Here is a 17,389-nt window from a genome sequence, read left to right as displayed (position 1 = left end):
CGACCCTCAGTGGCCACGGTTTTATTTCGGATCTGCGTGCCTGATGTAGGCGTGTTCGGCAGCTAAAAACTACGGCGCGGTGCGCCAGATCGATGCAGCGACGCTGCGCATGCATGCATCACGTGCATGGCACGCCTTTAAATCGGCAATGCACGATGGCCAGACATTTTCCTGCATCGGCTGCACGCTTTAACTGCGCAAGCAGCCGATGCCTGCGTCATCAAAGCGTGCGCTTACCATCCAGCCATTGCACCTGTCCGGTTGCGGCGCTGTGCTGCGCCAGTTCCAGCAAGCGCATGAGTTGCACCGCGTCTGCGCCATCGACCGGTGCCGGGCCAGTCCCTGCAAACGCATCGCGGAAGGCGGCATAGCACTGCCGATAATCGCCTGGCAGGTTGTCGGGTTGATGGGTGTGTACGCGGCCCTCTTCGTCCACGCGGGTGAGCGTGCCAGGTAACGGGTCCACGCCCCAGCCCACCGTGCCAGGACGACGCCCGGCGCGCAGCTGGTCTTCCTGCGTGTCCAGGCCGTGCTTGAGATAACTGCCGCGCGTGCCGTGCACGGCAAACCGCAGGCGGTTGTCGGCGACCAGCGAGCCGGCGTGCAGGATTACCCGCAGCCGCGGGTAATGCAGGGTGACGTGAAAATAATCGTCGCTGCGCGCCTGGCTGCGCTGGCGCTGCAAATCCGCAGCGATCGCCTGCGGTGCGCCGAACAGTTGCAATGCCTGATCGAGCAGGTGCGGGCCCAGGTCGTACCACAGGCCTGCGCCCGGGATGTCGCTTTCGCGCCAGCGGTCGCGGACCTGCGGCCGATAACGGTCGAAGTGCGAATGAAACTCCACCACCTCGCCCAGTTGCCCTTCGTCGATCAGGCGACGCACGGTCAGAAAGTCTGCGTCCCACCGTCGATTCTGGAACACGCTGATGACGCGGCCGGCTGCCGCGGCAGCGTCGACCATGGCACGCGCCTGCGCGGCATCCAGCGCAAAGGGTTTATCGACCAGTACGTGCTTGCCCGCAGCCAGTGCCTGCAATGCGAATGGCGCGTGGGTCTGATTGGGTGTGGCAAGCACGACGGCGTCGAGTGCCGGGTCGGCCAGGGCGCTGTCGAGGTCGGCAACGACGCTGATCTCCGGGAAATCGGCTTGCGCCTGTTGCGGCTTGGACGACACCACGCTGTGCAAGCGCAGGCCCGGCGTGCTGGCGATCAGCGGCGCATGGAAGGTGTGGCCGACATAGCCGTAGCCGACGACGGCCAGATTGAACGGTTTAGCCATTGAAAACGGTTCATCGCAACGAACGAGGGAATCTGCATGGTATTGCACCCACCCGTGTGCGCGGGGTTCACAACCTCTGCATGCAACGGTCACGTGTACGCGACGACCGCCGCCGCAAGCTGCAGCCACATTCAACGGGAGTGATTCGAATGAAGAACATGATGCATGCACGCAAGCTGTTGGCGCTGTCGTTGTCGCTCGGTCTGACCCTGGGTGCTTCGCAGGCATTTGCTGCGCCGCAGGACATGGGCGCGCACAAGGACCACGCCGCCGGCATGAATGAATCCAAGAAGCCGGTCACCGATACCTGGATCACCACCAAGGTCAAGGCCGATCTGCTCGCTACCGATAACGTGTCTGGCACCGACGTCAAGGTCGAGACCAAGAACGGTATCGTGATGTTGACCGGTTCGGTTGCAACCCAGGCCGAGCACGACAAGGCCGTGGCTGTTGCCAAGGGCATCGAAGGCGTCAAGAGCGTCAAGTCGACCGGCCTGAAGGTCGTCGCTGCGAAGATGTAATTGTAGCGGTAGCGAATGCTGGGCCAGCTGCGGCGAGGCAGTTGAACCGGGCACGAGGCGCACTCTACGGAGTGCGCTTTTTTTTGTGCGTCGTCAGGGAGGCCACTTATCGGCATGCTCGCGCGATCAGCGCTGGAACGGTGGCTTGCTGTGCGGTGCTGGCAGGCGCTGATTCGCTGCATTGCCCAGCACCTGCTCGCTAGATTTGTTGGCTGCTTTGCTGGCGTAGCTTGCCGTCGTGCGATGCGCCGTATGCCGGTGATGGACATCGATACTTCGGTCACTGTCTAAGGCGACGCATTGGGTTGGTATCCGATCATGCCGTCGACTTGGGATCATTGCAGCGGACCTTGCCGTCTTCTGATGTGCATGGCGATGCCTTCGGTACTGGCGGGGATCCGTACCTATCGACGCGCGATCGCATCAGGTGAGCGTCTATGCGTGGCAGCGCGCAGGATCGAACGCAGGCATGCAGGTGCTCAGTTGTGGTGTGGCGCCCCCCGTTGGGCTCGCCCAGGGCCCATCGTTCACCGCGGCGCCGACAAACGGCGGCCTTCTCGCGCCATTTTCACCTTTGCTGCACTTATGATATGCCCATTCAGCTATGTCACGATGGTGGTGTCATGAGCTGAATCATTCATCTCGCTTGGGGTGTGATCGGAGACAATACCGACGCGTCTTTAGGCACGTGCAGCGAACGGATACAGACCTAGCAATGCAGACAACGGTCCAAGCAGACAGATGGGATCGCTGGCGCCTGCCCTTATTGGCGGTTGCCGTGTGCCTCATTGTGGTGGTGCCGTCGTTGCTGCTGCAGCAGATGGCGCGCAACGCCAATCAGGCGGCGGTGTGGGTGTCGCATAGCCAGGAAGTGCAGGAAACCGCGCAGCGGTTGGAAGCGGCAATGCGCGATACCGAATCGGCCGCGTTGATGCGCTCGCACGGCGTGGAGCGCCCGGCGTTGCTGGAACGAATGAGGCGTGGCCGGCGCGAGTCGCTGGCTGCGGTCGAGCGATTGATCGAACTGACCAAGGACAACCCGGCGCAGCAGGTGCGCATGGGGCGTATCCAGAGCACCATCGAGCGTCGGCTGTTGCTGGCCGAGCGGATTGCGGTGACCACCGGGCAGGCACAGATTCGCGCGCTGATCGACGATATGACCTTGAACAACCCGATCCGCGTGCTGATCGATGAGTTGCAGGGTGCCGAGGGTCGGTTGCTGAGCCTGCGCAACGCGCGCGCGGACACCGAGCGCCTGCACTACGCGGTGCTGAGCTGGGCCGCGCTGGCCGTGCAGCTGCTCTTGCTGGCGACAGTGATCTGGCTGCTGCAGCGGCAGATCCGCCGCCGTCTCGCCGCCGAGCAGGAATATCTGCGTGCCAGCGGCCGTGCCAGCTCGGTGTTGCAGACTGTGCGCGAGCCGATCGTGTTGCTGGATACCAATCAACGCATCGTGCTGCACAACCCCGCCTTCGCCGAGTTGTACGGCCTGGAGGAGCGCGGCAACGAATTGATGGCGCTGGAAGATGTGGGCGAGGGGGTCTGGCGCGATCCGCTGTTCCATCAGCGCCTGGCCGACGTGTTGCTGCGCGGCCGCGAGCTGTGGGACTTCGAGCATGAGCAGCGTGCCGCCGATGGCGTGTTGCGCACCATGCTGATCAACGCCCGCCGCATGCCGCTGCCGGATACCGTCGACGAAGACGTGGTACTGATGACGGTCAGCGACATAAGCCTGCAAAAGGCCTCGCAACTGCGCATCCAGGAGCTCAACCGGCAGATGGAGGGCAAGGTGGAGCAGGTGTCGGAGGTCAACCGCGAACTGGAAGCCTTCAGCTATTCGGTATCGCACGATCTGCGCGCGCCGCTGCGGCATGTGGCCGGTTTTTCGGACAAGCTGGCGCGCCATCTTGGCGATGCGGCGGACGAAAAATCGCGTCACTACATGGAAGTGATCAGCTCCTCGGCGCGGCGCATGGCGTCGCTGATCGACGACCTGCTGGTGTATTCGCGCCTGGGTCGCAGCGCGTTGCGGCTGCAGGCGGTGGATATGCAATCGCTGGTGGCCGAGACGCGTGCGATCCTGGATTCCAACGTGCAGAGCGAAAATACCGGCCACCGTGTGGACTGGCATGTGGCGCCGTTGCCGGTGCTGGTGGCCGACGAAAACATGATGCGCCAGCTGTGGATGAATCTGCTGGGCAACGCGGTCAAGTACAGCGCCAAGCGCGAGGTGGCCAGGATCGAGGTCAGCTACACGCCGATGGCCGACGGCGGCCATCAGTTCAGCGTGCGCGACAATGGCGCGGGCTTCGACATGGAGTACAGCGGCAAGTTGTTCGGCGTGTTCCAGCGCTTGCACAAGGCGAGCGAATACGCTGGTACCGGCATCGGTCTGGCCAGCGTGCGGCGCGTGTTGACGCGTCATGGCGGCCGTATTTGGGCTGAAGGCGTCGTCGATGAAGGCGCCACGTTTTATTTCGAGCTTCCTCCCGCGCTTGAAGCGCCCAACCAAGAGTTCAGTGTATGACCGCCATCCGTACCATTCTTCTGGCAGAAGACAGCCCGGCCGATGCCGAGATGGCAGTCGACGCTCTGCGCGACGCCCGTCTTGCCAACCCCATCGTGCACGTCGAAGACGGCGTGGAAGCCATGGATTACCTGCTGCGCCGCGGCGCCTATGCCAACCGCGAGGAAGGCCTGCCGGCTGTGCTGCTGCTGGACATCAAGATGCCGCGCCTGGATGGGCTGGAAGTGCTCAAGCAGGTGCGCAACGATGAGGCACTCAAGCGCCTTCCGGTGGTGATCCTGTCGTCCTCGCGCGAAGAGAGCGATCTTGCCCGCAGCTGGGACCTGGGCGTCAATGCCTATGTGGTCAAGCCGGTGGATGTCGATCAGTTCTTTACTGCGGTCAAGACGCTCGGCACCTTCTGGGCGGTGATCAATCAGGCACCGGAGCTGGACTGACCCATGCCGCATGAGGGTGGCAAACTGGAGCAGCTGAAGATCCTTCTTGTGGAAGATTCACCGGAAGATGCCGAGCTGTTGTCCGATCAGTTGCTCGATGCCGGCATTGATGCGGCGTTCGAGCGCGTGGACAGCGAGCCATCGCTGCGCAGCGCGCTGGAGGCGTTTCAGCCGGACATCGTGTTGTCGGATCTGAGCATGCCCGGATTTTCTGGCTACCAGGCACTGCGCCTGGTGCGTCAGAACGGTGCCACCCCCTTCATCTTCGTCTCCGGCACCATGGGGGAGGAGACGGCGGTCAAGGCGCTGCAGGACGGTGCCAACGACTACATCATCAAGCACAACCCCACGCGGCTGCCGAGCGCGGTAATGCGCGCCATCCGCGAAGCGCGTGCGGAGCTCGAACGCCAGCGTGTGGAAAGCGAGCTGATGCGTGCGCAGCGACTGGAAAGCCTGGCGATGCTGGCGGCCGGCCTGAGCCACGATCTGCGCAACATCCTGCAGCCGCTGCTGATCGTGCCCGACCTGCTGGCCGGGCGGACCGACGACCCGCAGCTGCGTCAGCTGGCCAATGTGGTGGCCGAATGCGGCCGGCGCGGGCATGACATGGCCGAGTCGATGCTGTCGTTCGTGCGTGGCTCCAACAAGCCGCGCGAGCAGGTGTCCATTGCCAAACTGTTCCAGGCGGTGCAGATGCTGCTGCGGAGCAGCCTGCCCGATGGCGTGCGGCTGCAGATGGACATGATCGCCTCGGATCTGACCATCGAAGCCAACTACACCGAATTGCAGCAGTGCTTGCTCAACCTGGGCTTGAACGCGATCCAGGCGATGCCCGGCGGCGGCACCCTGGTGCTGTCGGCCGACCGCTTTGATGCCACGCGCGTGCGCATGAGCGTGGCCGACACCGGCGTGGGCATGACCGATGAAACGCGCGCACGCCTGTTCAGTCCTTTTTTCACCACCAAGGCCGATGGCACCGGGTTGGGCCTGATTTCGTGCAAGCGCATCGTGGAAAGCTACGGTGGCAACATCCAGGTCGACAGCCGGCTGGGCGAAGGCACGCGCTTCGACATGATCGTGCCGATGCGCGCGGCCTCGGTGACCATTGCCGATACCGAACCGCCGCTGGCGCTGGGCCAGGGGCAGCGCATTCTGCTGGTGGATGGCGAGGCCACGCGGCTGTCGTTGCTGGGTAATGCGTTGTCCAGCCAGGGTTATCAGCCGCAGCTGGCCACCGATGGCGCCGCCGCGCTGCAATTGGTGCAGCAGCACGCGATGCCGGATCTGGTGATCATCGACAGCGACATCATCTTGCTGTCGGCGGTGAGCGTGCTGCTGAGCATGCAGGAGCTGGGCTACCAGGGTCCGGCGATCGTGCTGGAAGACGTCGGCGCGCCGTTGCAGCGTGGGCATTTTCCGCCCGACATCCCGGTGCACGTGTTGCGCAAACCGCTGGAAATGCGCCGTGTGTTTCGCGCGGTAGCGCATGCGCTGGAAATGGCCTGAGCCACGCACGCACGCGCGCTGCGCGTGCGCCGATGTACCTGCAGCGCACAGCAACAGTTGACGCTGACGCCGGCCGCATGCGCGAATACCGCATGACCACCGTGCTCCTCAGCCTCGGCAGCAATGTCCAGCCGACTCACTACCTGCGCTTGGCCGTCGTCGCCTTGCGCGCGCGCTTCGGCCAGCTCGACGTCTCCCCGGCGTATCGCACGCCGGCGGTGGGCTTCGATGGGCCGGACTTCGTCAACAACGCCGTGGCCTTGCAGACCGATCTGGACCTGCACGCGCTCGACCAGTGGCTGCATGCGCTGGAAGACGCGCATGGTCGCGATCGCAGCGGGCCGCGTTTCAGCGACCGTACGCTGGACGTGGACGTGGTGTTTTTCGGCGATTGCATTGTCGAAGGCCCCGGGCATCTACGCATCCCGCGTCCTGAGCTCAAGCATGCCTTTGTGCTCAAGCCGCTGGCCGATATCGCGCCGGACTTTGTCGACCCGCTGAGCGGACGCACGCTCGCCGCGCTGTGGCAGGCGCATCCGCAGTACGGCAGCGCATTTGCGACAGTGCCGCTGGATGCGCCTGCGCTGAGTGCCGCGCAGTAGCGCAGTAGCGCAGGTGTGCAGTGCGGCTGGTCGTGCCGCGATGTGGTGATGAAGGGATGTCAGTTCGGCGCAGATCGGCCTGTGCGCTTCGCACGCCGATCGCTGACGATGCACCGCACGTAGCGCGTGGCTTCGTGCGACGTCCGCTCTAGAGCGGACGAAAAAAACGTGGTGAGCAGTCGTCAGGCGGCTGTCGGCGGCGCACTCAGAACCGCAATGTACGAGTGGCACTACCGCACCGAGCATCGGCCGCGCGCCTGGCGGTGAGCGCAGTCGTATTGCTAGCCGCCCTCAGCTGAGTTGACGGCCGCCATCCACATGCAAGGTCTGGCCAGTGATGAAGCTGGCATCGTCCAGCAACCAACGCACCGCCTCGGCGATTTCTTCCGGCGTGCCGATGCGCGCCAGCGGCGTGCGGGCGAGCAGCGCCTGCTTGGCGTCGGATGATTTGCCTTCTTCCGGCCACAGAATGGCGCCGGGCGCGACGGCATTGACGCGGACCTGCGGTGCCAGCTCCAGCGCCAGCGAGCGGGTCAGCATCTCCAGCGCGCTCTTGGAGGCACCGTATAGCGGGTGGTTGCGCATCGGCTGCTGTGCATGCAGGTCGGTGAGGTTGACGATGGCGCCGCGGTGCTGGCGCAGCTGCGCAGCAGCGGCCTGGGCAATGAAGAACGGCGCGCGTGCATTGACCGCGAACAGCTCGTCCCACTGCGCCAGCGTGGCTTCGCCCACTGCGGTGGGATAAAACGCCGAGGCGTTGTTGACCACGCCATCCAGGCGGCCGAACGCGTCGATGCACGCGGCGACCAGTTGCGCAGGTGCGTGCGGCAGGCGCAGATCCGCGTGCAAGGCCTGCGCGCTGCCTGCGCGTTGCGCGCACAACTCGGCTACGCGTGCGCGCAGCGCGTCGGCGGACTGATGCGCATGCAGGGCAACGCGGTAGCCGGCGGCGTGCAGCGTGGTAGCGATCTGCGCGCCGATGCGGCGGCCTGCGCCGGTGATCAACACCACCTTGGAACTGTCTGTCATGACGTACTCGCTCGGCGTTGCAAAGGGCTCGGCTATCCTGTGCATTGTCCCCGCAACCGGTGCCCGCATGCACGCCGACCTCCCCACCCCCGATTCGGACGCGCTGGCGCACAGCGACCGACTGGCTGCGCATGTGCGCGCCGAAATCCAGGCCGCCGGCGGTGCGATCCCGTTTTCGCGTTTCATGGAGCTGGCGTTGTATGCGCCGGGCCTTGGCTATTACAGCGCCGGGTCGAGCAAGTTCGGTGAAGCCGGCGACTTCGTCACCGCGCCCGAGCTGGGCCCGTTGTTTGCGGCCACCGTGTCCGGTGCGCTGGCACCGGTGCTGCAGCAGCTGGGGCCGCAGGCGCGCATGCTGGAAGTGGGTGGCGGCAGCGGCGCATTTGCCGAAGTCATGCTCAAGCGGCTGCTGGAGCTGGATGCATTGCCCGAGCGTTACGCGATTCTCGAACCCAGCGCGGACCTGCGCGAGCGTCAGCGCGAGCGCCTGGGGCGCAGCCTGATCCCGCCGGTGTTCGATCTGGTCGAATGGCTGGATGGCCCGTTCCCGGACGATTGGGACGGCGTGCTGTTCGCCAACGAGGTGATCGATGCGCTGCCGACGCCGCGCTTTGCGATCCGTGAGGGCGAGGTCTACGAAGAAACCGTGGTGCTCGATGCGCAGCAGCAATTTGCGCGTGGCGAGCAGCCGGCCGATGCGTTGTTGAGCGCGGCAGTGCGGCATCTGGAGCGCTATCTCGATCGGCCCTTCGCCGATGGCTATCGCTCCGAGTTGTTGCCGCAGCTGCCGTACTGGATCCAGGCGGTGGCCGGCGGCCTGAAGCGCGGTGCGATGGTGTTTGTCGACTACGGCTATCCGCGCGGCGAGTTCTATCGCGCGCAGCGCGAGGACGGCACCTTGCGGGCGTTCTATCGCCATCGCATGCATGAGGACCTGTATCGCTGGCCCGGCCTGCAGGATCTGACCGCGTCGGTGGATTTCACCGCGCTGGCGGAGGCCGGTACCGGTGCCGGTTTTGAGCTGGCGGGTTACTGCACGCAGGCCAGTTTCCTGCTGGGCAATGGCCTGGACGCGTTGCTGACGCAGGCCGATACGCGCACCGATGAAGTGGGGCGCATGCGTCTGCGTGAGCAGATCAAGCGGCTGACCTTGCCCAGCGAGATGGGCGAGCGTTTCCAGGTGATGGGCTTCGCGCGCGATGTGGATATTGCGCCCGCATTTCTGGCCGGCGATCTCACATGGCGGCTGTAACGCAGACGCTGCGCCCGTTTCATCGGCCGCGATTGTGGGTGGCGTTGTGGATCGCTGCGATCGTGGTGGTGATTGCGGTCTGTCTGGGGCCGCCGCCGGAGATTCCGGAACTGCCGGATAACAGCGACAAGGCCGAGCATTTTTTGACCTTCGCATTATTGTGCTGGGGCGCGGTGCAGTTGTTTGCCACCCGTCGCGCGCAGGTCGTTGCGGCCATCGGCCTGGTGGCCTTGGGGATCGGCATCGAGATCGCGCAGGGCGCACTGACGACCAATCGAAGCGCCGACCCATACGATGCGCTGGCCGACACGCTAGGTATCGTTGCCGGCCTGTGCCTGGCGTGGACGCCGCTGCGCTTTGTGATGTTGCGGATCGATCAGCGGCTGTTTGCGCGGCGTTGAGTTGCGTGCACGTGTTGGGCATGCGAATGCAAACGCAGTCACGCGTGCAGCGTTATCGGCAACGCAACGGTGTTGTTTCCGATCGCGCATTGATGCGCTGGCATGGCCGCAAGCACTGAATCGCTGCAGGAGCCGACGGCAGTGCCTGACATCGCAGATCCGTTGCATGGCTGCTGCGTTGTGCAGCAGCCATGCCGTCATCGCCGAATGAGGTGCTGGTCCCGGCCTGCGGATGCCGGAGTTACAGCTTCATGTTCAAGCCGAGATAGAGCTGGCGCCCTGCCGCTGGCGAAAACATCGGCTGCGCCTGGGTCCAGAAGAAGCTGTCGTACCACACGTAGGCATACTCGCGACCGGTGGCATTGCGGACCTGCAGATCCACGCTCCAGGCAGGATTGATGGTGTATCTGGCGGTGAGATCCAGGGTGGCAAAGCCACCGTATTTGCCGGCTACATTGCGTTCTTCCAGATAATAATCGCCTTGCGCGCGGCCCTGCATCCCCAAGCGCAGCGCATCGGTTGGCCGGTACTCGACGCCGATGTTGCTGATGTAACGCGGTGTTGCCGCCACCTCGCGGCCGACCAGCGACACGCTGGCATCGCGGTCGTCGCGTTCGATCTTCGCTTCCTGATAGGCGTGCGATGCCCATAGCGTCCACTTGTCGCCCAGCTGCGCATTGATCTGCGCGTCCACGCCGCGCCGGCGTGTCTTGCCCAGGGTGACGGTGGTGCCTGTGGCGGGCATGTTGGAAACTTCGTTGGCCGCGTCCTGCTGCCACACCGCGATGCGCGCCTGGCTTCCGTGGAACGGGCTGAATTTCATGCCCAGCTCCATGCCGGTATTGGTGGACGGGCGCACGTCCGGCTGCCCGGCGGTGAGGTAGGCCGGTGCGGTGGACCCGGTCAGTACCTGGAAGGTGCGGCCCCAGTTGGCATAGACGTTGGTGGTCGGGGTGAAGGCGTAGACCAGGCTCAGTTTGGGCTGCTCGATGGTGCCGTAGCGCTGCAGCGGTGCACGCACGCCGCCCGGCAGTTGGGTGTCGCCATCGAAGCGATCCACGCGGTAGGCCGGCACGATCTTCAGCGCCTCGATGGGCTGATAGATCGCCTGCACATAGGCGCCCCAGTTATCGAGTGTATGGCGGTCGTCGTTCTGGATGCGCGCCGGCGTGGCATTGAAGTTGGTGGGCTCGGCATAGCGGAAGCGTTCGCGTCGGTAGGCGTTGTCCTGATGCTCGTAATTGACGCCGCCTTCCAGGGTGAGCGTGTCGCTGCTGCGCCAGGTCAGCGTGTTGAGCATGCCGATCTGCGTCTCGTCCCAGCTGCGGCGCTGGCGTGGTGCATTGCCGGTGGGCAGGTCGCTGAAAGTCACCTGGCGGTCGTCCAGATAACGGTTGTAGTACAGCTTGGTGCCCAGAAACAGGTTCTCGGCCAGCTTCAAATCCATGTGGACGCCGACCTGACGCATGTCGCGATCGTCGCCGTCGTTGCGGTTGCGCAGGTCCGAGCTGCGACGGTCGGCCTGCATTTCCGCTGCGGTCATGAAGCCGGGTTCGTCGGCTTCGTTGTGATAGACGCGGGCGGTCAGGCCGATGCGCATGCCGTCATCGAGAGTGCCGTAGAACCATTTGCCGCCCAACGAATACTTGCTGGAGGTGTCGTGGTCGCGGTAGCCATCGGAGGCCTGCACGCCGATGAAATAGTTCTGCGCGAACCCGTCGCGCTCGCGGCCCACGGCCAGCTGCGCATCGCGGGTATTGAAGCTGCCGTAGGTCAGACGCGCATCGGTGTAATTGCCGCCCTGACGCGTGCCGAAATTGATGTTGCCACCGATATTGTGCAAGCCGTAGCGCGGATCGTTGGTGCCGCGCACCACCTCGATGTAGCTGATTTCCAGCGGGAACAGCATGTCGATGAAGCGCTGGTTGCCGCTGTTGACGTTGCTGGGGATGCCATCGATCAGCGTCTTGATGGCATTGAGGTAGCCCTCGCCATTGAACGCGCGAAAGCTGACCTTGCCCGACTCGGCGCCTTGCCGGGTTTCGGTGAGCTGGATGCCGGGCATCTGCCCTAGCAGCTCCCAACTGTAGGACACGTTCTTGTCTTCGATCTGGTCGGCGCCCAGCACGTCCACCGAGGTCAGCACCTGATGTGCGGTGAGTTGGCCTTCGCCATGCTGGTGGACATCGACCTTGCCGAGCGTCAGCGCCGAATCCGACGACTGCGCACGCGACTCGGTGACAAACAGGACGGCAGCCACTGCCGCCACGAGAATATGGATCTTCATGGATCGAACGACACCGATGCGGGAGGAGCTGATCACCCCATGTGTCAGCTAATGCAATATTATAACATATGTGATGCGCGTCTCTAGCGGCGTGCTGGAGTGGGTGGCATGACGGGACGCGGTGCGCACCGCATGGGCGCACCGGGCGCTGCGTCGGGCGACGAAGCTACTAGTTGCTGGACGCGTTGCTCAATCAGTCCGGCAGGCACGCCGCGCGCTCGCGCAGCCACTTGGTCGCCACCCACTTTTCGCCGGCCAGGACTGGGGCGCCGGCATGCAGGCTGCGTGTCATCGGGTGCGGGCGGTCGTAGCTGAAGAACACCGCGTTGCCCTTGATCGCGGCGATGTCCAGCTGCACATCGGGAAAGCGCGTGGCCCCGCCGCGGTCGGGCGTGTTGAGGTACATCACCAACGAGGCAACGCGTTGCCCGCCGGCTTGCAGCAACACCGGCGTGCCGGCTGCGTCGGGGTCGAAGTAATCGTAGTGCGGCTGATATTCGGCGCCGGTGGTGTAGCGCAAGACCTGCAAGCCTTCGCCGTGATCCATCGGCCAGTCGAGCAGACGGGCGATACGCGCCTCGATGCGTTGGCAGAGTGCATCCTGCCCGAGTTGCAGGCACATGCTGTCGCTGGTGCGTGCGGCATGCACCACATGTGCGCCGTTGGCGTTGTCTACGGTGCGCGAGCGCGCAAGGCGCGGCTGCGCGAGGGCGATCACTGCATCGCATTCGGCATCGGATAAAAAACCACCCAGCACCATCACGCGCGGCAAGTGCATGCGCATCAACACGCGCACCTGGCGATCGCCCAGATCCAATAGCGACGCATCGCTGTCCTGCAGCAGCGCCGGCACCCGCACCGGCATCGGCAATCCATGTGTCTGCGCGTGCTGCTGGATGTGCGCACGCACCAGCGCTTCGACTGCATCGATGGCGTCCTGCATGTTCCAGCCACGATCCAGCAGCGGTTGCAGCGCGTGCTCGGGCGGTTGGCCGGCCAAAGCCTGCGCCACGATCCAGTCGGCCAGGGTGCTGGGAATATCGGTGAATGTCATCCCGCCACAGTGCATGCCAACGTGTGGCAACTATGTGTCAAATGTGTCGTGGTAAGACAAATGCAACAGACGGCCCCTATAAAGGTGACGGGGATCTTGAACGTGCTCGCCACTGCAGTGAGCGGAACGCAACCAATTCTTGACGACTCCTCTTCATACCGGACCCTTTGACCTGGAGATCAGCCGCATGTCCGTTCGCAACAGCAGCAAGACACTTCTCATGACCTTTAGCACCGCACTGGCGTTGTCTGCCTGCGGTGGCGGTGCCGACCGTGTCGCTTCGCCTGGCGAGGGCGCGTTTCCGCCCGCACCGGCACCGACCCCGGCGCCCACGCCTGCACCAACCCCGGCTCCGACACCGACGCCGACCGGCCCGGCTGCGGATTGCCCGACCGGTTTTTCCAACGTCGGCACCATTGCCAGCAACACGCTGCGCGCCTGCCAGTTGCCGGAGACCATTACCGGCAATCTGGTGGTGCCCGCGCGCGCCGGTACCGCGTATTCGATCAGCGGCCGCGTCAACGTCGGCACCGATCGTGGCGGCAACGCCATCGCGCCAGCGGCCGGCAGCACGCAGGGCGTGTTGACCATCGAGCCGGGCGTCACCTTGTATGGCTCGGCGGGTAGCGACTACATCGTGGTCAATCGCGGTTCGCAGATTTTTGCCGAAGGCAGCGCGACTGCGCCGATCGTCTTCACTGCGCGTCAGGCGCTGGATGGCACGGTCAGCGCCAACACCATCGGCCTGTGGGGCGGCATCGTGGTGCTGGGCCGTGCAGCGATCAACAACTGCCCGGGCGCCACCGTGTCGGGCACGCCGGAATGTCAGGCGCAGGTCGAAGGCACCAACGCGTTCTACGGCGGCAATAGCGCCACCGACAACAGCGGCTCGATGCGCTACCTGCGCGTGATGTATTCGGGTTTCGAAATCTCGCCCAACAACGAGCTGCAGGGCATCACCCTGGCCGGCGTGGGCAGCGGCACGCGTCTGGATTACGTACAGATCCACAACAGCTCCGACGACGGGATCGAATGGTTTGGCGGTACTGTCAATGGTAGCCACGTGGTCATCACCGGCGCCGACGACGATTCGCTGGATACCGATGCCGGTTGGAGCGGAGCATTGCAGTTCGGCATCGTGGTCCAGCGTGCTGGCGGCGGCGACCGCATGAACGAGTGGAGCAGCCTGCGTCGCCAGCCGTATTCGCGTCCGAAGGTGGCCAACTTCACTTACGTGGGCAATGCCCGCACGGGTGCGGCGATCATGCTCAACCAGGGCACGCAGGCCGCGTTCTACAACTCGGTATTCACCCGTCCGGCCGGTGGCACCGGTGATGGCCTGGTGTGCTTCAACCTGGCCGATACCGATACCTTGGGGACGTTCAACTCGGTGTTCTTCGCCTGCCCGACCGCGTTCGGCAGCGACCCGCGTGCGGCCAGCCAGTTCGCCGCCGGTACCAACAATGTGGCCAACGGCGTGTCAACGCTGCAGAACACCTTCATCAATGGCGCCAACGAAACTGCAGTGCCGGCGTTCCAGGGCTTGAACGGCGTGAGCAGCTTCTTCCAGCAGGTGAACTACATCGGTGGCGTGCGTGATGCCAACGACACCTGGTGGCAGGGCTGGACCTGCGGGCTGACCGCCGATCGCCCCTGCTGAGGCACGGCATCGCACGGCGGCCATCGCGTCGCCGTGTGATGCGTCCAGCTTCATCTTTCTGTTGTCAGGGCTCCCACGATGCGAACCTTCGCTGTTGCCCGTCTTTCGCGGACGGGCCTGTCTCTTTCCATTTCCACCTTGCTGCTGTCCGGCGCCGCCATGGCGCAGTCGACCAGCAGCGATGCCGCTGGCGGTAGCAGCAGTTCCAGCGCTGCTGCCATTGCGCCCAAGCAACTCGATCAGGTCGTGGTGCGCGGCGAATACATTCCCGAACCGATGCTGCAAACCTCCGAAGTGGCCTCGTTCATCACCCGCGAGGACATGGAGCGCACCGGCGACAGCAGCGCTGCGGTAGCGCTGACGCGTGTTACCGGACTGAGCTTGTCGCGCGGCAAATACGTCTACGTACGCGGCCTGGGCGAGCGCTATTCGTCGGCCTTGTTCAACGGCTCGCCACTGCCCAGCCCGGAGCCGATGCAGCGCGTGGTGCCGCTGGATCTGTTTCCCAGCGATGTGCTGCAAAGCGTGACCGTGCAAAAAACGTATTCGGCCGATTATCCCGGCGAATTCGGCGGCGGCGTGATCGATCTGCAATCGATGACGGTGCCGGACAAACCGTTTCTGTCGCTCACCGTGGGCGGCGGCGCCAATAGCGTCACTACCGGCGAGAAAGGCCTGACGTACTATGGCTCCGGCGATGACGAGTGGGGCTATGACGATGGCACGCGCAAGCAACCTGCCGCGTTGCGCGATGCGATCCGCACCGGGCGGCGCGTTGACCTGGGCAGTTTTTCGCGCGAGGACATCCGCCGCATCGGCCGCAGCATGAACAACGCCAACCTGTATGTACTGCAGGAGAAGGACAGCATTGACCCGGACGTCAATGTCGGCGGCAGCGCCGGCTACAGCATGGACATCGGCGAGGCCAAGCTGGGCATTCTGGCCGTGGCCAGCTACGACAACGAATGGCGCACGCGTACCGGCAAGCAGCAGGACGGCATCTTTGTCGGCGACAGCGTGGAGTTCAATTCCAACTACGACTTTGCGACCACGCGCAACAACGTGCGCACCAATGGCATGCTCGGCCTGGGCTGGGAATATGGCCGCCACAAGATCGGCTGGACCACTTTGTATGTGCACGACACCCTGAAGGTGGCGCGCAGCCGCGCCGGCCGCGATGAACTGGCCGGGTTCGATGTGCGCGACGACAACACCGAGTGGTATGCGCGTCAGTTGATCAACAACCAGCTGCTTGGCTCGCATGCGTTCGGCGAATACGACGATCTCAAGATCGAGTGGCGTGCCGCGGTGGCCAACGCCAGCCGCGATGTGCCGTACGAAACCGGCATCCGTTACGAGTTGCTCGATGGCTACTGGGCGCACGACGCCTCGCGCGTGCAGAACTACACACGCTTCAGCAAGGTCGATGACAAAGTCGCCAGTGGCGGGGTGGATGTGACCTGGCGGCTGCCGATCGAACACGATCTCACCGTCAAGGGCGGGTTGGCCTATCTGGATAATGACCGCACTGCGTGGAGCCGCGAGTTCCGCTTTCTGGCGCTGGACGGCCCATTGCCGTTCTTGAACCATTATCAGCGCGTGGATTACCTGATCTCCGACTACAACCTCAGCAACGATCTGCTGCGCTTACGCGAAACCACCGGCAGTTTCGGTGCGGCCGCGTACGACGCGACGTTGAAGGTCAAGGCGGCGTATCTGCAGGCCGAAGGCGAAATCGTGCCGACCCTGCGTGCCACCGTTGGCGTGCGTTACGAAGACGCCACCCAGGCGGTGCATCCGTACGACATCTTCAGCGGTGCACGCCAGGACAGCGTGGCGCCGTTGCAGAACAGCTATGCGTTGCCATCGGCCACGGTGACCTGGAACTTTGCCGACAATCAGCAGCTGCGCTTCGGTGCGTCCAAGACGATTGCGCGGCCGCAGTTCCGCGAAATGGCACCGCAGCAGTATCTGGACCCGGATATCGACCGCCAGTTCTTCGGCAACCCGTTCCTGATCGACAGCGAACTGGTCAATCTGGATGCGCGCTACGAATGGTTTTTCGAGCCGGGCCAGTACATCACTGTTGGCGCGTTCTACAAGGACATCGACAAGCCGATCGAAGCCATCGTCAACGATGCACCCGGCGGCGGCATCGTGCAGAGCTTCATCAATGCGCCCAAAGCCACGCTGTACGGCATCGAGCTGGAAGCCAAGAAGTATCTGGACGTGCCGGTCGCGGCCGATTGGTGGGGCGACAAGCGCCTGTTCGTGTCCGGCAACTACACGCGCACCAAGTCCGAGGTGAGCGCGAGTGCCGGCGATACCGTGCAGCCGTTCGGCTTCAGCGCACCGGTGCAGGCCGACCTGTTCATTCGCGACGGGTCGGCACTGCAGGGGCAGTCGGACGATATCGCCAACCTGCAGATCGGTGTGGAAAGCGAGAGCACGCATAGCCAGGCGACCTTGATCGCCAACTACGTGGGCGAGCGTATTTCTGCACGCGGTCGTCCGGGTCAGCCGGACTACATCGACAAGCCGGGTACATCGCTGGATCTGGTGATCAAGAAGGGCCTGGTGTGGTCGGGCGATACGCTGTCGGTGAACTTTGCTGCACGCAATCTGCTCAAGACCAAATACCAGGAGTTCCAGCGCGTGGGCAGCAACCGGGTGGATCTGTACACCTACCAGCCCGGCATCAGCTATGACATCAGTGTGACAGCGCGTTTCTGATCTCTCAGACGCCTGCAGGAACGCAAACGCCCGCTGTGCTTCGCATGGCGGGCGTTTGCGTTTTGCCGCATGTCGGAGTGTGTCGGCTTGTGTCATCAATT

13 protein-coding genes and 1 other RNA gene are annotated in these 17,389 nt (G+C 63.9%); 9 read left to right on the top strand and 5 right to left on the bottom strand.

Features of this window, described 5'->3' with window-relative positions; genetic code table 11:
* Nucleotides 1–220: 220 nt before the first annotated feature.
* The gene (locus tag ABQZ00_RS16895) at nt 221–1,279 is read right to left on the bottom strand and encodes an oxidoreductase (RefSeq protein ID WP_323538699.1); all 1,059 of its coding nucleotides are present in this window, start codon (nt 1,277–1,279) and stop codon (nt 221–223) included.
* 149 nt (nt 1,280–1,428) lie between these two features.
* On the opposite strand from ABQZ00_RS16895, the gene ABQZ00_RS16890 reads away from it, so the two are divergent.
* The 5 genes from ABQZ00_RS16890 (at nt 1,429) to folK (ending at nt 6,872) form a co-directional block, all read left to right on the top strand.
* Entirely contained in the window at nt 1,429–1,800 is a 372-nt protein-coding gene (locus ABQZ00_RS16890; RefSeq protein ID WP_055850667.1) for a BON domain-containing protein, read from the top strand.
* Between the two features lie 715 nt (nt 1,801–2,515).
* The gene (locus tag ABQZ00_RS16885) at nt 2,516–4,327 is read left to right on the top strand and encodes a sensor histidine kinase (protein ID WP_115552962.1); all 1,812 of its coding nucleotides are present in this window, start codon (nt 2,516–2,518) and stop codon (nt 4,325–4,327) included.
* On the top strand, nt 4,324–4,764 hold the full coding sequence (locus ABQZ00_RS16880; RefSeq protein ID WP_055850673.1) for a response regulator: 441 nt from the start codon (nt 4,324–4,326) through the stop codon (nt 4,762–4,764). The genes ABQZ00_RS16885 and ABQZ00_RS16880 overlap by 4 nt, the downstream gene beginning before the upstream one ends.
* 3 nt (nt 4,765–4,767) lie before the next feature.
* A complete protein-coding gene (locus tag ABQZ00_RS16875) occupies nt 4,768–6,270 on the top strand; it encodes an ATP-binding response regulator (RefSeq protein ID WP_323518986.1) in 1,503 nt (500 codons plus the stop codon).
* A gap of 92 nt (nt 6,271–6,362) precedes the next feature.
* Complete coding sequence (gene folK, locus ABQZ00_RS16870; protein ID WP_323538700.1) at nt 6,363–6,872, top strand: 2-amino-4-hydroxy-6-hydroxymethyldihydropteridine diphosphokinase; 510 nt, start codon at nt 6,363–6,365, stop codon at nt 6,870–6,872.
* A 156-nt stretch (nt 6,873–7,028) separates the two neighbouring features.
* Here folK and ABQZ00_RS16865 read toward each other — a convergent pair.
* Together ABQZ00_RS16865 and ABQZ00_RS16860 are read right to left on the bottom strand one after the other, a co-directional pair.
* Nucleotides 7,029–7,104: non-coding RNA, sX9 sRNA (locus ABQZ00_RS16865), on the bottom strand.
* A gap of 59 nt (nt 7,105–7,163) precedes the next feature.
* Nucleotides 7,164–7,901, bottom strand: a complete 738-nt coding sequence (locus ABQZ00_RS16860; protein ID WP_323538701.1) for a pteridine reductase — start codon at nt 7,899–7,901, stop codon at nt 7,164–7,166.
* Here ABQZ00_RS16860 and ABQZ00_RS16855 point away from each other — a divergent pair.
* Both ABQZ00_RS16855 and ABQZ00_RS16850 read left to right on the top strand, forming a co-directional pair.
* A complete protein-coding gene (locus ABQZ00_RS16855; protein WP_323538702.1) occupies nt 7,900–9,153 on the top strand; it encodes a class I SAM-dependent methyltransferase in 1,254 nt (417 codons plus the stop codon). The genes ABQZ00_RS16860 and ABQZ00_RS16855 overlap by 2 nt on opposite strands.
* Nucleotides 9,141–9,554 carry a VanZ family protein gene (locus ABQZ00_RS16850; RefSeq protein ID WP_311238963.1) on the top strand — a complete coding sequence of 138 codons (414 nt, stop codon included), beginning with the start codon at nt 9,141–9,143 and terminating at the stop codon, nt 9,552–9,554. The genes ABQZ00_RS16855 and ABQZ00_RS16850 overlap by 13 nt, the downstream gene beginning before the upstream one ends.
* Nucleotides 9,555–9,795: 241 nt before the next feature.
* Here ABQZ00_RS16850 and ABQZ00_RS16845 read toward each other — a convergent pair whose 3' ends face one another.
* Complete coding sequence (locus ABQZ00_RS16845; protein WP_323538703.1) at nt 9,796–11,841, bottom strand: TonB-dependent receptor; 2,046 nt, start codon at nt 11,839–11,841, stop codon at nt 9,796–9,798.
* Between the two features lie 193 nt (nt 11,842–12,034).
* Nucleotides 12,035–12,895 carry a 2OG-Fe(II) oxygenase gene (locus ABQZ00_RS16840; RefSeq protein WP_323538704.1) on the bottom strand — a complete coding sequence of 287 codons (861 nt, stop codon included), beginning with the start codon at nt 12,893–12,895 and terminating at the stop codon, nt 12,035–12,037.
* Nucleotides 12,896–13,082: 187 nt separating this feature from the next.
* On the opposite strand from ABQZ00_RS16840, the gene ABQZ00_RS16835 reads away from it, so the two are divergent.
* Nucleotides 13,083–14,555: a beta-helix domain-containing protein gene (locus ABQZ00_RS16835; protein ID WP_323538705.1), complete on the top strand. Its 1,473-nt coding sequence runs from the start codon at nt 13,083–13,085 to the stop codon at nt 14,553–14,555.
* Between the two features lie 78 nt (nt 14,556–14,633).
* Nucleotides 14,634–17,288, top strand: a complete 2,655-nt coding sequence (locus ABQZ00_RS16830) for a TonB-dependent receptor domain-containing protein (RefSeq protein ID WP_323538706.1) — start codon at nt 14,634–14,636, stop codon at nt 17,286–17,288.
* Nucleotides 17,289–17,389 lie beyond the last annotated feature (101 nt).

The organism is Xanthomonas sp. WHRI 10204 (genome assembly GCF_040202875.1).
Taxonomy (GTDB): Bacteria; Pseudomonadota; Gammaproteobacteria; order Xanthomonadales; family Xanthomonadaceae; genus Xanthomonas.
The sequence above is the reverse complement of the archived record's forward strand: the minus strand, read 5'-3'. Positions and strand labels throughout refer to the sequence as shown.